The sequence below is a fragment of the Massilia arenae genome (assembly GCF_008014745.1).
Classification (GTDB): Bacteria; Pseudomonadota; Gammaproteobacteria; order Burkholderiales; family Burkholderiaceae_D; genus Telluria; species Telluria arenae.
The window spans coordinates 46,208-63,141 of record NZ_VPFD01000001.1; the positions used below are offsets into that span (position 1 = coordinate 46,208).

Genomic DNA, 16,934 nt, shown 5'->3' on the forward strand with positions numbered 1-16,934 from the left:
TCGTGGCAGCAATCAAAACTGCAATTCCAACCCGTCGTTTTGACGCGGTCATCGTGGGCGCCGGCGGTTCCGGCATGCGCGCCTCGCTGCAACTGGCCGAAGCCGGCCTGAACGTTGCGGTCCTGTCGAAAGTCTTCCCGACCCGCTCGCACACCGTTGCGGCGCAGGGCGGCATCGGCGCCTCGCTGGGCAATATGAGCGAGGACGACTGGTACTGGCATATGTTCGACACCGTCAAGGGTGGCGACTACCTGGGCGACCAGGATGCGATCGAATTCATGTGCCGCGAAGCACCGAAGGTCGTGTACGAGCTCGAGCACTTCGGCATGCCGTTCGACCGCAATCCCGATGGCACCATCTACCAGCGTCCGTTCGGCGGCCACACCGCGAACTTCGGCGAAAAGCCGGTCCAGCGCGCCTGCGCCGCGGCCGACCGTACCGGCCACGCGCTGCTCCATACGCTGTATCAACGAAATGTCCGCGCCCGTACCCACTTCTTCGTCGAGTGGATGGCCCTCGACGTCATCCGCGACGCCGACGGCGACGTGGTTGGCGTGATGGCCCTGGAAATGGAAACCGGCGACGTGATGATCCTGGAAGCGAAGACCACCATCTTCGCCACCGGCGGCGCAGGCCGCATCTTCGCCGCATCGACCAATGCCTTCATCAATACCGGCGACGGCATGGGCATGGCGGCGCGCGCCGGCCTGCCGCTGCAAGACATGGAGTTCTGGCAGTTCCACCCAACGGGTGTGTCGGGCGCCGGCGTCCTGATCACCGAAGGTGTGCGCGGCGAGGGCGGTATCCTGATCAACTCGAATGGCGAACGCTTCATGGAGCGCTATGCGCCGACCCTGAAGGATCTGGCGCCGCGCGACTTCGTGTCGCGTTCGATGGACCAGGAGATCAAGGAAGGCCGCGGCTGCGGTCCGAATAAAGACCACGTGCTGCTGGACCTGCGCCACATCGGCAAGGACACCATCGAGAAGCGCCTGCCTTCGATCCTGGAAATCGGCCACAAGTTCGCCAACGTCGACGCGACCAAGGAACCGATTCCGGTCGTCCCGACCATCCACTACCAGATGGGCGGCATCCCGACCAATATCCACGGTCAAGTGGTGGCGCCTGACGGCGCCGGCGGCCAGAAGATCGTCAATGGCCTGTACGCAATTGGCGAATGCGCCTGCGTCTCGGTCCACGGCGCGAACCGCCTGGGCACCAACTCGCTGCTCGACCTGGTGGTGTTCGGCCGCGCGGCCGGCAACCACGTCGTCGCGTCGAACCTGAAGCAGAAGTCGAACAAGCCACTGCCAGCGGACGCGGCTGACTTCGCCCTGGCGCGCCTGAACAAGCTCGAGACCTCGGTCGGCGGCGAAAAAGTGCAGCACGTCGCCAACGATATCCGCGCCACGATGCAGAAATACTGCGGCGTGTTCCGTACCCAGGAACTGCTGGAGACGGGCGTCACCGAAATCATGAAGCTCGACGAGCGTCGCAAGCACGTGTCGTTCCAGGACAAGTCGAAGGTGTTCAACACCGCCCGCGTGGAAGCGCTGGAACTCGACAACCTGATCGAGACTGCCAAGGCGACCATCGTGTCGGCAGCGGCGCGTCCGGAATCGCGCGGCGCCCACGCCCACAGCGATTTCCCGAACCGCGACGACGAGAACTGGATGAAGCACACCCTGTTCTTCTCGGAAGGCAACCGTCTCGACTACAAGCCTGTCGTGCAAAAACCGCTGACCGTCGACACCTTCAAGCCGAAGGCCCGTACTTTCTAATATTTTCCATGGCCGGAACCGATGTTCCGGCCGAGAACAGGTAATCAAATGGCACGCACCGTCCAACTGAAAATCTACCGCTACGATCCGGACAAGGATTCGAAGCCCTATATGCAAGACGTGACCGTCGAGCTGAAAGACACCGACAAGATGCTGCTGGACGCCCTGCAGCGCATCAAGTCGGACGTCGACGATTCGCTGGCCCTGCGCCGCTCGTGCCGCGAAGGCGTGTGCGGTTCGGACGCGATGAACATCAACGGCAAGAACGGCCTGGCCTGCACCACCAACCTGAACGAGCTGACCCAGCCGATCGTGCTGCGTCCTCTGCCGGGCCTGCCGGTGGTGCGCGACCTGATCGTCGACATGACCAACTTCTTCAAGCAGTACAACTCGGTCAAGCCGTACCTGATCAACGATTCGATCAAGCCCGAGAAAGAGCGCCTGCAGTCGCCGGAAGAGCGCGAAGAGCTCGACGGCCTGTACGAATGCATCCTGTGCGCCTGCTGCTCGACCTCGTGCCCGTCGTTCTGGTGGAACCCGGACAAGTTCGTCGGCCCGGCCGGCCTGCTGCAAGCGTATCGTTTCATCGCCGACTCGCGCGACGAAGCGACCAACGACCGCCTGGACAACCTGGAAGACCCGTACCGCCTGTTCCGCTGCCACTCGATCATGAACTGCACGGACGTGTGCCCGAAGGGCCTGAATCCGAACAAGGCGATCGGCAAGATCAAGGAACTGCTGGTTCGTCGCGCCATTTAATTGGCGCCATGCATGCGGCGGCCCGGATGGCGCCGCATGTGGTGTGCAGACGTGCGTTGAGCGCCGGTATCCGTAGGGTGGACAGGGACGCCGAGTCGGTCCCCCGTCCACGCGTTCAACGGACGTGTGCATCACCCTTATCGGCACTAAATATGCCGAAGCAATACAGTAAAAGTACCGTACTGCCGAATCGCGGCAGCCGGAGTATGATGTCGAACCCACAACGGACTCTAGTGTGAAACCTAGTGCAAACGCGCATCAATCCGATCCCGCCAACCGTGCCCGCCTGCGTTGGCGCGCACGCCGGGGATTGCTCGAGAACGATCTGATTCTCACGCGCTTCCTCGATGCGCACGAAGAAGAACTGACCGACGAAGAGGTCGATGCGCTGACCCGCCTGCTCGATCTGGCGGACAACCCGTTGATGGACCTGCTGCTGGGACGCTCCGAGCCTTCCGGCGAAGTCGACCTGCCGCATGTGCGTGCCTTGTTGGCGCGGTTGCGGCAAGCGTAAGCGAAATTGGGCATCCGGTCTGCCTCGCGGGCTGGTCGCGGCGCCCTCCGGTTTCGTTTTATTTTGTAGAACCCACTCCCACAAGAAGGAAGTGCCATGAACATCTCTGATACCAAAGCCACCCTGTCGTTCTCGGACGGCAGCCCGTCGGTCGACATGCCAATCTACAAGGGCACCATCGGCCCGGACGTCGTCGACATCCGCAAGCTGTATGCCCAGACCGGCAAGTTCACCTACGATCCTGGCTTCATGTCGACCGCCGCTTGCAACTCGAGCATCACCTACATCGACGGTGACAAGGGCGAGCTGCTGTACCGCGGCTACCCGATCGAGCAACTGGCCGTCAACTGCGACTTCCTGGAGACCTGCTACCTGCTGCTGAACGGCGAACTGCCGAACGCGGAGCAGAAGGCGACGTTCAGCGACACCGTGACCAAGCACACGATGATCCACGAGCAGATGAACTTCTTCTTCCGTGGCTTCCGCCGTGACGCGCACCCGATGTCGGTGCTGGTCGGCACCGTCGGCGCGCTGGCCTCGTTCTACCACGATTCGCTGGACATCAACGATGCCAAGCAGCGCGAAATCTCGGCGATCCGCCTGATCGCCAAGCTGCCGACGCTGGCCGCGATGGCCTATAAATACTCGGTCGGCCAGCCATTCATGTACCCGCGCAACGACCTGTCGTACAGCGCCAACTTCATGTACATGATGTTCGGTAACCCGTGCGAAGAATACAAGGTCAACGACGTGCTGGTGCGCGCCCTGGACCGTATCCTGATCCTGCACGCGGACCACGAGCAGAACGCATCGACCTCGACCGTCCGTCTGGCCGGTTCGTCGGGCGCCAACCCGTTCGCCTGTATCGCAGCCGGCATCGCCTGCCTGTGGGGCCCTGCCCACGGCGGCGCGAACGAAGCCGCACTGACCATGCTGAAGGAAATCGGCTCGGTCGAGAACATCCCAGCCTTCATCGAGAAGGTCAAGGACAAGAACTCGGGCGTGAAGCTGATGGGCTTCGGTCACCGCGTGTACAAGAACTTCGACCCGCGTGCCAAGCTGATGCGCGAAACCTGCCACGAAGTGCTGGAAGAGCTGGGCCTGCAGGACGACCCACTGTTCAAGCTGGCGATGGAACTGGAAAAGATCGCCCTGAACGACGAATACTTCGTGTCGCGCAAGCTGTACCCGAACGTCGACTTCTACTCGGGCATCGTGCAATCGGCGCTGGGCATCCCGACCTCGATGTTCACCGGCATCTTCGCGATGGCCCGTACCATCGGCTGGATCGCCCAGTGGAACGAAATGATCGCCGATCCAGAGCAGAAGATCGGCCGTCCACGTCAGCTGTTCATCGGTTCGCCGGTGCGCGACGTGCCAGCGATCGACAAGCGTTAATTAGAACGCGGCGTGATCGGAAAGCGGGCTTCGGCCCGCTTTTTTATTTGACGCTGTTTTTCGAGGCCCGGCGTTCCCAGTCCTGCACAGCTTCTCCGGCAGTCGCGGCATGAAAAAGTGGTAATCTCGCCTTCGTCCACTTATTTGCCGAAGGAAAGATATGCGTCTCATGCGCTTTGCCCCGCACTTTGCCCCGCATTTTGTCTTGGTTGCGGCCGCACTCGCTGCGGGTGTCGCCAACGCGTCGCCCACCGACCCGCGCAACGGCGCCGAATTCACCACCCTGGCACAGCCGCAGGCGACCCAGGCCGTGGGCAAGAAGGTCGAAGTGATCGAGTTCTTCGCCTATCACTCCGGCGCCTGCAACGCATTCGAGCCGACCCTCGTCAACTGGGCGAAGAAGCAGGGCGACAATATCGTCATGCGCCGCATCCCGCTGCCGTTCCAGGGGCCGCTTGACCCGGAAGCGCGCCTGTTCCTGACGCTGGAAGCGATGGGCAAGCTCGATGAATACCATCACCGCGTGTTCCGCGCCGTGCACGTCGAACGCAAACGCCTGATGAAGGACGACGACATCATCGCCTGGGCCTCGGCCAATGGCCTGGACAAGGCGAAATTCATGGAAGCGTGGAACTCGTTCGGCGTGCAGACCAGGCTCAAGCGCCTGTCGCAGATCGCCAACGCCTACAAGGTGAGCGGCACGCCGACCGTGGTCATCGACGGCAAGTACGTCGTGTCGCCCGATGCGGTGCGGCAAGCCAACAAGATCCAGGACGTGGGCCAGTTGATGACGGCCACCGGCCAGGTGCTCGACGCCCTCGTGAGCAAGGCTGCCGCCAGCAAGTAAATAAGCCATCGTCCAGATCAGCCGCCGGTTGACTGGACGACAAAGCGGGCTATACTGCGCTAATCGTTCCAGCCGCCCGCCATGAATCCATTTTGCCTACCACCGTTTGACACCGCATCGCCTCTGGGCGCTGTTGGCGTGCGCGTGCGCGTGGCATCGCGCCGAGCGGCGCACCTTTCCAGCCTCGACCTCGCCCGGCTTTCCCGGGCTCGGTGAGGAACACGGCAGGCCAGCGCCTGTCCATCCTCCCGGGCCGCCTCCATTCACTGAATCGTCTGCATCGACCATGCAGGCGCCGTCATCATTCTTGACCTTATCCGGTCATTTTGTGGAGAACACATGAAACCTTCCATCGTCGTATCCTGGCTCGACCTCGAGCGTCTCGAACGCATCCTCGACCGCCTTCCCGCCGCGCAATCCAATGCGCGTGACGCCCTGTTGAGCGAACTCGAGCGTGCTCAAATGGTCGAGCCGTGGGACATGCCGCCCGACGTCGTCACCATGAACTCGCGCGTGCGCTTCCGCTTCGCAGGTTCCGACGAAGACGTGACCATGACCCTGAGCTACCCGAAAGACATGAAGGACAGCGGCGAGCAATTGTCGGTGCTGACGCCGGTCGGCACCGCCTTGCTGGGCCTGCGCGTCGGCGCCAGCATCACCTGGCAACGTCCGGGCGGCGGCACCTTCGAGGCCATCGTGCTCGACATCGACTACCAGCCGGAACGGGCAGGGGAGTTGCACCGATAGCAGGAGCTGAGCGTGGTGTGTTGTTCGCACATTTGCATGTGTACAATAACTGCGCTCAAACTCTATCGAAGGGACTTTTCGTGAAACGCTTCCTGACCGCCTGCTTGCTGTGCCTGGGCCTGATTGGCGCTGCCAACGCCGCCACCGATGCCGAACTGACGAAGCAGGTCAACGCCTTCGTCGACGGATGGCACGACGACGCGGCAAACACGCGGATGGCCTATTTCGACAAGATCGCCAAGGACGGTGTCTACATCGGCACCGACCGCAGCGAGCTGTGGACCCGCGACGAATTCAAGGCCTGGTCGAAGAAGTATTTCGATGCCAAGTCGGCCTGGACTTTCAAGGCGACCCGCCGTAACGTCTATGCGTCGGCCGACAAGTCGCTGATCTGGTTCGACGAATTACTCGACACCAAGAACATGGGCCATGCGATGGCCAGCGGCGTGATCCGCAAGACGGCCAAGGGTTTTGAGATCGTGCATTACCAGCTGTCGGTCGCCGTGCCGAACGAAGTGGTCGACCAGGTTACCGGCATCATCGCCGAGCACGAGAAGAAGGCCAAGAAGTAAGCAAGTGAACCCAGCTTATATCGGCCGCTTCGCCCCATCTCCCTCCGGCCCGCTGCACGCCGGTTCGCTGGTGGCGGCGCTGGCCAGCTACCTCGACGCGCGCTGGCACGACGGCACCTGGCTGGTGCGCATCGAAGACGTCGACGAGGGCCGCAGCGTGCAAGGTGCGGCCGAGGGCATCCTTGCGCTGCTCGATGCGCTGGGCATGCACGCCGACGGCGAGATCGTCTGGCAAAGTCATCGCAAGGACCTGTACCAGGCGGCGGCCGAGCGAATCGCGCAAGACACCTATCCCTGCGGCTGCAACCGGCGAGAGATCGCCGATTCGCGCCTTGGCTTCGCCCCCGACGGCGCGGCCATCTATGCCGGCACCTGCCGCCATGGCCTGGGGCCGGACCGCACCATGCGTAGCCTGCGCGTGCGCGTGCCCGAGGCCGGTCTTGACGAGGTCACCTTCACCGACCGCTTCTCGGGCAAAGTCACGCAGCATCTGGCGCTAGACTCGGGCGACTTCGTCCTGAAGCGCGCCGACGGCTTCTGGGCCTATCAGCTGGCGGTGGTGGTGGACGATGCGGAACAAGGCGTGACCGACGTCGTGCGCGGCGCCGACCTGCTCGATTCGACACCGCGCCAGATCTTCCTGCAGCGCCTGCTGGGCGTGCCGACGCCGCGCTACCTGCACGTGCCGGTGGTGCGCAACGAGAACGGCGAGAAATTGTCGAAGCAGACCGGCGCGCTGGCGGTGACGGCGGGGGACGAACCCGCCGGCGTGGCCGCACTGGTGCAGGCGGCCCGTTTCCTCGACCTCGACCTGGACTTCGCACTGGCGCCGCCGCGCTCGCGCCAGGAGTTCTGGCAGGCGGCGATCCCTGCATGGGGCCGGCTGCTCGCGCGCCGTGCCGCCGCGCAAACTACTTCGCCAGCCGCGGCTGCGGAATAAAACGGCGCCGCGCCAGCAGCGCCAGCATGCCCAGGCCCATCCCCATCATCGCCCAGGTATGCGGCTCCGGTATCGGCGCCGCGACCGCGAAGCCGCGGATTTCGCCGCCTGTATAGCGTTCGGTGTGGATGTTGACATAGGCCTGGTTGCCGTTGAACGCATTGATGAGCGCGCCACTGGCCAGCTGCGGCGTGCCGCCGTTGGCGGCCAAAAAGTCGGGATCGTAGACTGCGGGGGCGCCCAGGTCGAAGGTGGCCGTGTAGGCGCCGGCCGTGACCTGCAGCGGGAAGTCGGTGAAGGGAATGGCGACCGGCCCCACGCCGCGGAAGGCGTCCACCGTGCAGCAATGGATGTGGGCGCTGATGGTCTGGCTGGACAGGTCACGGAACGGCACCTCGGCGCGCAGGGTGAGGTCGTCGATCTCGAAGGCCGAGATGCTCGACCCAGGCGAACCGTTGGGAATGTCTTCGGCGGGGCCGCTGGCAACCGCGCGGTAGTAGACCGGCGCGGCCTGGCTGGTGGCGGCCAGCGTCGACGCGGCCAGCGCTAGCACGGTAAGGGCTCGTTTCATGGTAGACCTCCTGAACAGGAAAGAAACCAATCGCGCCGCCGGATTGGCAGCGGTGCCCAAAAAATTAGCACAGCAGGATTAGTCCGCCCACACCGTACGGGAGGTCAAAGGCTGCTGAGAAATCTCGGCAGTTCTGGCAAGAGCGATGAGGCTATTGAGGATTACGCAGGACGCTGATCCGCCCATCCGCCTCGAGGAAGGCGCATTTCATCTCGGGACGTGGGCAGTCGGCCTCGCGCAGCGCTTCCTCGACGTCGCTGTCGGAGAGACGGCAGCGCTTCATGACCTTGTCGAAGAATACGCCGTCGCGGCCGATCAGCACGGGGCTGCCCTCGATGAGCTCTTCGAGCTTCTTGCTGCGTGAAGTAACGAAGGCGAACAGCACGGTTAGCGCCACCAGCGTCGCCGCGATAACCAGGCCGCCAAGCAGCGATTCGTCGCCGCCCGTCATGGAATTCGACACCGCTTCGGACAGCAGCATCACCACCAGCAAGTCGAACGGGGTGAACTGGCCGACGGTGCGGCGGCCGGACAGGCGCATCATGACCAGCAGCGCGCAATACACGATGGCGCCGCGCGCGATGAGTTCCCACCAGGGTAGATCGAGATCGAACATGCGCCCTCCGCAGGCTTGAGTCTGTACAGCTAATTGTAATCACTTTATTAACAATTTTCTGTTCAAGCGTGCGCCTCCCTCCGGCCAGCAGTTCTCCCTAAGGTATGATGTTCCTTTCAGTCAGCTCCGGCGCGCACTGTTTCGCCTCATGGACTTCCGTCAGATTCATTATTTCATTTCCCTGTACGAAGAGGGCACGGTCACGCGCGCGGCGCACCGTCTTCACATCGTCCAGCCGGCGCTGAGCATGCAGATCGGCCGGCTCGAAGAGCATCTCGGCCAGAAGCTGTTCGAACGGACCAAGCACGGCATGGTGCCGACCGACGCGGCGCGCCAGATGTACCGGCTGTTCCTGCCGATCATGCGCGACTTCTCGAATGCCGAGGCGCAGATGCTGAGCAGCGAAGGCGAGATCCGCGGGCATGTCAATATCGGCCTGATCGCCTCCATCACGCAAGGCGTGCTGGTCGAGACGCTCGGCGCGTTTTCACGCCAGTATCCCGGGGTCGACGTGTCGGTCAGCGACGGCTACACCAGCGTGCTGGCGGACCGGGTCGCGGAAGGACGGCTCGATGCCGCGATCGTCAACAAGCCGCGACGTCCGCTGGCGCTCGACGTCGAACACATCATCGATGAAGAAATGGTGCTGATCGTCGGCCATCGTTTCGAAGGCACCCTTGCGCCTTGCATGACGCTGCGCCAGATGGCAGGGCTCGGGCTCGACCTGGTGCTGCCCACCCGCGGCCACGGCCTGCGGGCCAATATCGACAGCTTTTTCGAGAGCGAGAATATCGAGCTGGCGCCCAAGTTCGAGATCGATTCGCTGGTCGCGACGATCACGCTGGTCGAGCAGACCCGGATGGCGACCATCGTGCCGCGCGTGGCGGTGCACCGGCAACTTTACGACGGCAGCCTGCGCGCCCACAGCATCGTCTCGCCGCGCCTGGTGCGGCGCGTGGTGAGCGTGTCGAATCCACGGCGGCCGCTCAGCCCGGCCACCAGGCTGTTCATTTCGATGCTGGCGGCGAACCTGCGTTTGCGTGCGCCCGGCGCCACCGTGGATACGCCCGACGCCGCGGCCTAGCCGGCGCCAGGCACGGCGCCGGGAAACGTCCCGCTCAGAAGTGGTGACGCAGGCCCACCATGACGCCGTTCTGCGCCATGCCGGCTCCCACTGTGCCGCCGGCGTCCAGGGCGATCGCCGACGCGCCGTCGTTGTCCATGCGGCCCACCGCCGCGTAGACGTGGCTGCGCTTGGACAGCGAATACGTCAGCCGCGCCACCAGCATCGACACGTCGGACGGCGAATCCCTGAGGTCGCGCCTGGCCCACTGGGCGTCGAGCGTGAACGGTCCCATGGGGTGGCTGGCGCCGAGGTACCACAGGTTCGACAGCGCCTGGCCGGTGGCGGCAGTGGTGTCGCGGTGGATGACGCCGGCGCCCAGGCGCGTCGTTCCCAGCATCAGGTAACCGTTCAGGGTGGTGCGCACATCGGTATGCGCGCTGCTGGTCAGGCCGAAGGCGGCGCCGCTGTTGCCATGCAGCTTGTCGTAGGAGCCGATCACGCCCCAGCGCTTCGTCTCCCAGCCCAAGAGGGCGGTGTACTGGCGGCAGGCCTTGGCGTCGCCTGCCACTTCGCCGGCGCAGTTGGTGGCGGCCGGTCCCCCGGCGCTGGAAGCGTCGCGTCCGACACTCCAGGTGGCGCCCACCACCAGGTTGCCGACATTGCCCATGTAACCGATCGCATTGTCCGAGCGTGCGTTCGGCAGGTAGCCGTCGATGCTGCTGATGGCGAACAGGTTCGGCCCCATCACGTCGGTCTTGATGGTCGCGATATACGTCATATTCACTTGCCGCCCGACCGTCAGCGCGCCCCAGTCGCCTTTCAGGCCGACGTGGGCGGCGCGGCCGAACAGGCGGTTGCCCTGGCCAAGCGCGCCACTGTCCATGGCGATGCCGGTTTCCAGCACAAAGAATGCCTCTAGGGCCCCGCCCAGGTCTTCGGTGCCGCGAAAGCCGATGCGCGACGGAAACGAGCCGGTCAGCGACGGCACCTTGGTGATCGAGTCGCCCTCGGCGTCGGCATTGGTGGTGTGCACCACGCCGCTGTCGACGATGCCGTAGATCTGGACCGAGGATTGCGCGCTGGCGCTGGACGTGGCGATGCCGAAGGCGAGCGCGAGCGCGCCTCTGGTGAGGTGGTTCATGGTGTCTCCAGTCGTTGTAGTTTTTATCGGGCGCTGATCAGAGCAGGCCCGCGTCGCGGAAGATGTGCTTGGACTCCAGGAAGTCCGCCAGTCCTTCATAGCCGTGCAGGCGGCCGATGCCGCTGCGCCGGTATCCTCCGGTTTCGGCTTCCGCGAACAGGCGGTTGTGGTCGTTGATCCAGACCGTGCCGTTGCGCAGCGCGCGGGCCAGGCGCATGCCGCGGTCGCCGTCGGCGGTCCAGACGCTGGCCGACAGGCCGAACACGGTATCGTTGGCGCGCGCCACCGCCTGCCGCTCGTCCTCGAAGCGCTCCAGCACCACGAACGGTCCGAAGATCTCTTCCTGCGTGAAGAAGGCCGAGGCGTCGGCATGCGCCACCAGCGTCGGCGTCATGAAGTGGCCCCCGGGTGGCAGGCCATCTGGCCGGCCGCCGCGCAGCACGACTTCGTCGCACAGGTCCAGCGCGCGCGCCACGTCGGCCGACACGCGCCGATGCGCATCGGCGTCGATCAGCGGCCCCATGCCGGCGCCCGGCGTCGTGCCCGGCGCGACCACGATTGCCGCCAGCGCGCCCTTGAGCGCTTCCTTCATGGCGTCGTAGCAGGCGGCGTGAACCAGCACGCGGCGCGCCGCGGTGCACTGCTGGCCCGAGATGATCGTCGCCGCCGTCGCCAGCCGCCGCGCGACCGCCCCGACGTCGGCGTCGGGGAACACCAGGCAGCTCGACTTGCCGCCCAGTTCCAGCGACAGCTTCTTCATGGTCGGCGCGGCCGCGGCCATGATGCGCTGGCCGGTCAGGTTGGAGCCGGTGAAGCTCAGCACGTCCACGTCGGCCGAGGTGGCCAGTTCCTGGGCGGCCTCGCTGCCCTGTTCCAGCACCAGGTTCACGACGCCGCGCGGCAGCGTCTCGACGGCGGCCAGTTCGCGCAGGACGGCGGCGCTGATCTGGGCGCTCTGGTGCGCGGGCTTGACCACGACCGTGCAGCCCGCCGCCAGCGCCGGCGCCAGCGACCGGATCAGCAGCACGACCGGCGCGTTCCACGGAATGATCAGGGCCGCCACACCGGCCGCCTCGCGCAGCGTCGCCGAGTAGGCGCCCGGCTCGACTTCCATGAAGTGGCCAGGGATGTGGCGGGCCAGCCCGGCGTAGTAACGGATCTCGGAGATCGCGGCCGCCATTTCGCCGTGCGCTTGGGGCAGCACCTTGCCGTTTTCGTGGGTGAGCAGGCCCGCCAGAGCGGTGCACTGCTCCAGGCGGTCGGCCCATTGCAGCAGCACCATCTGGCGCCGGCGCGCATCGTGGGCCCAGTGCGACTCGTCGAAGGCCCGGCGCGCGCTGGCGATGGCGCGCCGGGCATCTTCCGCGGCGCTGGCGGCGAAGCGGCCGATGACGGCGCCGCTGGCCGGATCGTGGCTGATGCCGGTGGTGCCGCTAGCCGCCTCCTGCCACTGGCCATCGATGTAGTTCCGTGCGTGCAGTTCGCTCATGTCAGCGCTTCCCCTCAGGAGCCGTCGAAGACCGGAGGGCGCTTGGCATGGAATGCTTCGACGCCCTCGCGGAAGTCGTTCGACGAACGCAGGCGGCTGTAGCAGTGCCCCTCCAGCTCGATGGCGATCGACAGCGGCGAATCCTCGGTATCGTTCAGCAGCTTCTTGGCGGTGCGCTGGGCGATCGGCGAGAACGCGCGCAGTTCGTCGACCAGGCGGTCGGTGGCGGCTTCGAGTTCGGCGTCCGGCACGCACTCGGTGGCCACGCCCCAGTCATAGGCCTGCTGGCCCGGGATGCGGCGCGAACGCATCACGATGTCCTTGGTGCGGGTGATGCCGACCATCTTCTGCAGGCGCGCCGAGCCGCCCGAGCCCGGAATCTGGCCCAGCTTCTGTTCCGGCAGCGCGTAGAAGGTGGTGTCGGTGACCAGGCGGAAGTCGCAGGCCAGCGAGATCTCGAAGCCGACGCCGAAACAGAAACCGCGGTTGGCGGCGATCACCGGCTTGCTGCAGCGGGTCGGGGCGGCGATGTTCCAGGCCAGCTTCGACACATGCTCGGGGCTTGCCTCCAGGAAGCCGCGGATGTCGCCGCCGCTCGAGAAGTGCTGGCCGTCGGCGCGCAGCACGATCACGCGCACGCGCTCGTCGGCGTCGAGCGACTCGAATACCAGGCGCAGCTGCTCGCGCTGGGTCATCGAGATGATGTTGAACGGGCCGTTCGACAGGACGATGTCGGCGCGCTGGCGCCCGGCGTCGATCTCGACCCGGAAGCCTTCGAGATTGGCCAGCAGGCTGTGGGCGGGGTGATTCAGTTGGGTCATGCTGTTCTCCTGGTGTAATCGGTTTGTATGGTCAAGATTTGTCGGTTCGGGCGGCGTCGTCGGCGCCGGACCTGCCCATGCCTTCCCAGCGCTTCACGAGGCCCTGGTGGGGCAGGTCGAACAGGTCGAGCAGGCGCCCGACGGTGTGGTCGACCAGCTCGTCGAGCGAGTCTGGCCGGGTGTAAAAGGCGGGCACCGGCGGGAACACGATGCCGCCCATCTCGGTCACCGCCGTCATGTTGCGCAGGTGCGCAAGGTTGAGCGGCGTCTCGCGCGCCACCAGCACCAGCTTGCGGCGCTCCTTGAGCACCACGTCGGCGGCGCGCGTGACCAGGTTGTCGGCCAGGCCGTGGGCGATGCCGGCCAGCGTCTTCATCGAGCACGGCGCCACCACCATGCCGGCCGAGCGGAACGAGCCGCTGGCGATCGTGGCGCCGATGTCCTTCACGTTGTGCACCACGTCGGCCAGCGCCTCGATGTCGGCGCGGCGCAGGTCGAGTTCCTGCTGCGCGGTCATCATGCCGGATGCCGACATCACCAGGTGGGTCTCGGCGACGCCGGAGGCGCGCAGGTGCCGCAGCAGGCGCACGCCGTACACCGCGCCGCTGGCGCCGGTGATCGCGACAATCAGGCGCGGCCGGTTCATGGGCGCACCGCCGCGTCGTTCCAGTCGATCGTGGCGCCGCGCACGATTTCCCGGTCGAGGTCGATCTCGCGCTCGCCGGGAATCGCGACCTTGGTAAAGATGTGGCCGTGGTAGGCCACCGGCTTGGTCGCATCCAGCCCCATCTTGGCGCTGATGCCTTGCAGGTGCGGCGGCGCGACCTCGCCGTCCGGCATCTGGCCGATCGTGGTCGAGGGATCGAGCGCAGAACCCTGGGCCCCGGCGATGACGATCAGGTCGCGGTCGGCCTGGAAGCGCGTGGCCACCGCCCATTCGACCTGCTGCGGATCGTGCACGTCGACGTCCTCGTCGACGATCGTGACCTGCTTGATGTCGTAATGGGCGCCGAAGGCGCCGAGGATCACGTTGCGCGGCTCGCCCTCGCGCTGCTTGCGGAACTTGACGAACAGGTGGTAGCGGCCGACGCCGCCGACCGACAGGTGCACGTCCAGCACGTTCGGGAAGCTGCGTTGCAGGTGCGCCAGCATGGTCGCCTCGCGCGGGATGGATCCGAGCAGCAGGTGTTCCATCTCGGCCGGCACGATGGTGTGGAAGATCGGCTGGCGGCGATGGGTCACCGCGCCGACCGCGATCACTTCGCGATTTTCGCGCGCGCTGTAGTACTTCGGGAATTCGCCGAACGGGCCTTCGGGCTCGCGCACCTTCGGCAGCAGCTTGCCCTCGATGACGATTTCGGCATTGGCCGGCACGCGGATCTCGCTGGTGCGGCACTTGACGACCGGCAGCGGCGCGCCATGCAGGGCGCCGGCGATCTCCAGTTCGTCGAAATCGATCGGCGTGATGGCCTGCGAGGCGAGCAGGGTGAGCGGATCGGCGCCGATGACCACCGCCACGTCCAGCGCCTGGCCCTGTTCCTCGGCCGCCTTGTAGAACGCCAGCAGGTGGCGCGGCAGCATCAGGATCGCCATGCGGTCGGGACCGTGCACCTGGATGCGGTTGATCGACACGTTCTGCACCCCGGTGACGGGATTGCGCGCGATGACCAGGCCGGCGGTGATGTAGGGACCGTTGTCATGTTCGCTGTGGGTCGGGATCGGCAGCAGCGCGTGCAGGTCGCCTGGCGACGGCCCGCCGAAGTCGTGCACCACCTGCTGGCAGGGCGCGCCTGCGGCATCGACCTCGCGCCACGGCAGCGGATGGTCGACGGCGCGGCGGAACGCGCCGAGCAGGTCCGCCTGCTCGACGCCCATGGCTTCGGCGATCCAGGCGCGGCGCGCCACGAAGCCGGATACGACGGGGATGTCATGGCCGTCGGGCCGCGGGAAGAAAGCCGCCTGCCTGCCGTCGAGGCGCTTGGCGATCGCCGCCAGCGTGTGCCTGAGCGGCACGCCTTCGCGGATCACGGCCAGGCGGCCGCTCGCTTCGAGATGGGCCAGCCAATGGCGCAGGTCGCGCGCCTTGTGGTTCGGGAGCTCGGTGTTGTTCATTATTTGGTGTCTCCAGGTTCGGTGGCGCCCGGCGCCGCCACCACGTCGTATTCGCCGGCAACCAGCTTGCGGCGCAGGATCTTGCCGACCGGTGATTTCGGGATGTCGCGCACGAACACGTATTCGCGCGGGCGCTTGAAGTTGAGCAGGTCGGAGTTGCGGCAGTACTCGTTGAGCGCTTCGGCGCTGACCTCGCCATGCACCTTGACGAAGGCGACCACCTTCTGGCCCCAGCGCTCGTCGACGAGGCCCGCCACGGCGACTTCGTCGACCGAGGGATGCAGCGACAGCACCGACTCGATGTCGACCGGCGAGATATTCTCGCCGCCGCTGATGATCATGTCGTCCATGCGGCCGGTGACGAACAGGTCGCCGTCGGCGTCGATGTAGCCGGTGTCGCCGGTGAAGTACCAGCCGGCGCGGATCGACTTGGCGTCGGCGTCCGGCCGGTTCCAGTAGCCGTCGAAGGATTCGTCGCCCTCGAGGTCGCAGATGATCTGGCCCTCTTCGCCCGGCGCCGCCAGGGTGTCGGGTCCCTCGGCGCCGAGCGGCACCACGCGCAGGCGCGTGTTGATGCCGGCGCGCCCGGCGCTGCCGGCCTTGCGAGTGGCATCCTGGTCGATCGCGAAGGTGTAGACCTCGGACGAGCCGTAGTGGTTGACGAAGAGCTCGGGCTGGAAGGTCTCGGTCAGGCGCTTGAGCAGTCCGTCCGGCATCGGCGCGCCGGCGAAGCCCAGCTTGGTCACCGACGAGATGTCCGCGCCATGCTGCTCGCGCCAGGCCAGCATGTCGTGGTACAGCGTCGGCACCAGGTACAGGTTGCTGACGCGTTCCTGTTCGATCGAGCGGAACGCGGCCGCGCAGTCGAATTTGGGCACGCACACGAAGCGGCCGTCGACCAGCGCCATCGCCAGCAGCGAGCGCACGCCCATCGTATGATAGAGCGGCATGACGCCGAGCGTGCACTCGCCGCGCCGGTACATGTTTTGCGCCACATGGCCGAGCGCGGCGGCGCGTTCGGCGCGGTGGCGCCGCGGCACGCCCTTGGGTTTGCCGGTCGTGCCCGAGGTGTACAGCATCAGCGAGATGTCGTCGCTGCCGGCCTGCAGGATCGGCGCGGCGGGCGCCGCGGCCAGCAGGTCGTCGAAGGCCAGCGTGCCTCCGTCGGCGCCGCCGACGGCGATGCGCGGCAACGCGTTGGCCGACAGGCTCGCCGCCACCGCCGGCGCACTGACCGGTTCGAACGCGACCGCCTTCGCGCCCGAATCGACGGCGCAGTACTCGACTTCGTCGGGCTTGGCGCGCCAGTTGAGGGGCGTGGCGATCACGCCCAGGAACTGGCAGGCCCAGTGCAGCGTCGCCATCTCGATGCGGTTCTGCAGCACCAGCAGCAGATGGTCGCCGCGCCGCAGGCCGAGCGCCGACAGGCCGTGGGCGACGCGCTGTATCCGATCGTGCCATTCGGCATAGGTGAGGCGCTGCTCGCCGTCGACGACGGCCAGCGTGTGCGGGCTGCGTTCGACGCTTTGCAGGAAGGTGCGTCCAAGATCGAGCACGGTG

Annotated in this window: 17 protein-coding genes; 9 read left to right on the forward strand and 8 right to left on the reverse strand. The window is 65.8% G+C overall.

Annotated elements, in window-relative coordinates; all coding sequences use genetic code 11:
* Window positions 1-2 precede the first annotated feature (2 nt).
* From sdhA to gluQRS, 8 genes are all read left to right on the forward strand, one after another.
* Window positions 3-1,781 carry a succinate dehydrogenase flavoprotein subunit gene (gene sdhA, locus FVD38_RS00235; protein WP_147933004.1) on the forward strand — a complete coding sequence of 593 codons (1,779 nt, stop codon included), beginning with the start codon at window positions 3-5 and terminating at the stop codon, window positions 1,779-1,781.
* Window positions 1,782-1,829: 48 nt separating this feature from the next.
* On the forward strand, window positions 1,830-2,540 hold the full coding sequence (locus FVD38_RS00240) for a succinate dehydrogenase iron-sulfur subunit (protein WP_123069828.1): 711 nt from the start codon (window positions 1,830-1,832) through the stop codon (window positions 2,538-2,540).
* Window positions 2,541-2,775: 235 nt separating this feature from the next.
* On the forward strand, window positions 2,776-3,054 hold the full coding sequence (locus FVD38_RS00245; RefSeq protein WP_005666165.1) for an FAD assembly factor SdhE: 279 nt from the start codon (window positions 2,776-2,778) through the stop codon (window positions 3,052-3,054).
* Window positions 3,055-3,150: 96 nt separating this feature from the next.
* Window positions 3,151-4,452, forward strand: coding sequence for a citrate synthase (gene gltA, locus FVD38_RS00250; RefSeq protein ID WP_147933005.1), 1,302 nt, complete (start codon window positions 3,151-3,153; stop codon window positions 4,450-4,452).
* Between the two features lie 160 nt (window positions 4,453-4,612).
* Entirely contained in the window at window positions 4,613-5,299 is a 687-nt protein-coding gene (locus FVD38_RS00255; protein ID WP_147933006.1) for a thiol:disulfide interchange protein DsbA/DsbL, read from the forward strand.
* A 339-nt stretch (window positions 5,300-5,638) separates the two neighbouring features.
* Window positions 5,639-6,046 (forward strand): nucleoside diphosphate kinase regulator, encoded by a 408-nt coding sequence (gene rnk / locus FVD38_RS00260; protein ID WP_147933007.1) that lies wholly within the window; start codon window positions 5,639-5,641, stop codon window positions 6,044-6,046.
* A gap of 80 nt (window positions 6,047-6,126) precedes the next feature.
* The gene (locus FVD38_RS00265) at window positions 6,127-6,618 is read left to right on the forward strand and encodes a nuclear transport factor 2 family protein (protein WP_147933008.1); all 492 of its coding nucleotides are present in this window, start codon (window positions 6,127-6,129) and stop codon (window positions 6,616-6,618) included.
* A 4-nt stretch (window positions 6,619-6,622) separates the two neighbouring features.
* A complete protein-coding gene (gene gluQRS, locus FVD38_RS00270) occupies window positions 6,623-7,558 on the forward strand; it encodes a tRNA glutamyl-Q(34) synthetase GluQRS (RefSeq protein ID WP_147933009.1) in 936 nt (311 codons plus the stop codon).
* Here gluQRS and FVD38_RS00275 read toward each other — a convergent pair.
* Window positions 7,530-8,129: a CHRD domain-containing protein gene (locus FVD38_RS00275; protein WP_147933010.1), complete on the reverse strand. Its 600-nt coding sequence runs from the start codon at window positions 8,127-8,129 to the stop codon at window positions 7,530-7,532. The genes gluQRS and FVD38_RS00275 overlap by 29 nt on opposite strands.
* Before the next feature lie 151 nt (window positions 8,130-8,280).
* Complete coding sequence (locus FVD38_RS00280) at window positions 8,281-8,745, reverse strand: DUF421 domain-containing protein (protein WP_147933011.1); 465 nt, start codon at window positions 8,743-8,745, stop codon at window positions 8,281-8,283.
* 148 nt (window positions 8,746-8,893) lie between these two features.
* Between FVD38_RS00280 and FVD38_RS00285 the strand changes: the two genes are divergently transcribed.
* Window positions 8,894-9,829: a LysR family transcriptional regulator gene (locus tag FVD38_RS00285; protein WP_147933012.1), complete on the forward strand. Its 936-nt coding sequence runs from the start codon at window positions 8,894-8,896 to the stop codon at window positions 9,827-9,829.
* Between the two features lie 34 nt (window positions 9,830-9,863).
* Here FVD38_RS00285 and FVD38_RS00290 read toward each other — a convergent pair whose 3' ends face one another.
* The 6 genes from FVD38_RS00290 to FVD38_RS00315 are packed head-to-tail and all read right to left on the reverse strand — an operon-like array spanning window position 9,864 to window position 16,930.
* On the reverse strand, window positions 9,864-10,952 hold the full coding sequence (locus FVD38_RS00290) for a porin (protein ID WP_147933013.1): 1,089 nt from the start codon (window positions 10,950-10,952) through the stop codon (window positions 9,864-9,866).
* Between the two features lie 37 nt (window positions 10,953-10,989).
* Window positions 10,990-12,441: an aldehyde dehydrogenase family protein gene (locus FVD38_RS00295; RefSeq protein WP_147933014.1), complete on the reverse strand. Its 1,452-nt coding sequence runs from the start codon at window positions 12,439-12,441 to the stop codon at window positions 10,990-10,992.
* Window positions 12,442-12,455: 14 nt separating this feature from the next.
* Complete coding sequence (locus FVD38_RS00300; protein ID WP_147933015.1) at window positions 12,456-13,262, reverse strand: enoyl-CoA hydratase/isomerase family protein; 807 nt, start codon at window positions 13,260-13,262, stop codon at window positions 12,456-12,458.
* A 31-nt stretch (window positions 13,263-13,293) separates the two neighbouring features.
* Window positions 13,294-13,908, reverse strand: a complete 615-nt coding sequence (locus FVD38_RS00305; protein WP_147933016.1) for a UbiX family flavin prenyltransferase — start codon at window positions 13,906-13,908, stop codon at window positions 13,294-13,296.
* A complete protein-coding gene (locus FVD38_RS00310; protein WP_147933017.1) occupies window positions 13,905-15,374 on the reverse strand; it encodes a UbiD family decarboxylase in 1,470 nt (489 codons plus the stop codon). The genes FVD38_RS00305 and FVD38_RS00310 overlap by 4 nt, the downstream gene beginning before the upstream one ends.
* Window positions 15,374-16,930 carry an AMP-binding protein gene (locus FVD38_RS00315; RefSeq protein WP_147933018.1) on the reverse strand — a complete coding sequence of 519 codons (1,557 nt, stop codon included), beginning with the start codon at window positions 16,928-16,930 and terminating at the stop codon, window positions 15,374-15,376. Before FVD38_RS00315 ends, FVD38_RS00310 begins: the two co-directional genes overlap by 1 nt.
* Window positions 16,931-16,934: the final 4 nt, after the last annotated feature.

What these genes read in the sequence shown, in the direction of transcription:
- FVD38_RS00240 (WP_123069828.1), top strand. Translation starts at nt 1,830, where the DNA reads ATGGCACGCACCGTCCAACTGAAAATCTACCGCTACGATCCGGACAAG.
- gltA (WP_147933005.1), top strand. Translation starts at nt 3,151, where the DNA reads ATGAACATCTCTGATACCAAAGCCACCCTGTCGTTCTCGGACGGCAGC.
- FVD38_RS00255 (WP_147933006.1), top strand. Translation starts at nt 4,613, where the DNA reads ATGCGTCTCATGCGCTTTGCCCCGCACTTTGCCCCGCATTTTGTCTTG.
- rnk (WP_147933007.1), top strand. Translation starts at nt 5,639, where the DNA reads ATGAAACCTTCCATCGTCGTATCCTGGCTCGACCTCGAGCGTCTCGAA.
- FVD38_RS00275 (WP_147933010.1), bottom strand. Translation starts at nt 8,129, where the DNA reads ATGAAACGAGCCCTTACCGTGCTAGCGCTGGCCGCGTCGACGCTGGCC.
- FVD38_RS00280 (WP_147933011.1), bottom strand. Translation starts at nt 8,745, where the DNA reads ATGTTCGATCTCGATCTACCCTGGTGGGAACTCATCGCGCGCGGCGCC.
- FVD38_RS00285 (WP_147933012.1), top strand. Translation starts at nt 8,894, where the DNA reads ATGGACTTCCGTCAGATTCATTATTTCATTTCCCTGTACGAAGAGGGC.
- FVD38_RS00290 (WP_147933013.1), bottom strand. Translation starts at nt 10,952, where the DNA reads ATGAACCACCTCACCAGAGGCGCGCTCGCGCTCGCCTTCGGCATCGCC.
- FVD38_RS00295 (WP_147933014.1), bottom strand. Translation starts at nt 12,441, where the DNA reads ATGAGCGAACTGCACGCACGGAACTACATCGATGGCCAGTGGCAGGAG.
- FVD38_RS00300 (WP_147933015.1), bottom strand. Translation starts at nt 13,262, where the DNA reads ATGACCCAACTGAATCACCCCGCCCACAGCCTGCTGGCCAATCTCGAA.
- FVD38_RS00305 (WP_147933016.1), bottom strand. Translation starts at nt 13,908, where the DNA reads ATGAACCGGCCGCGCCTGATTGTCGCGATCACCGGCGCCAGCGGCGCG.
- FVD38_RS00310 (WP_147933017.1), bottom strand. Translation starts at nt 15,374, where the DNA reads ATGAACAACACCGAGCTCCCGAACCACAAGGCGCGCGACCTGCGCCAT.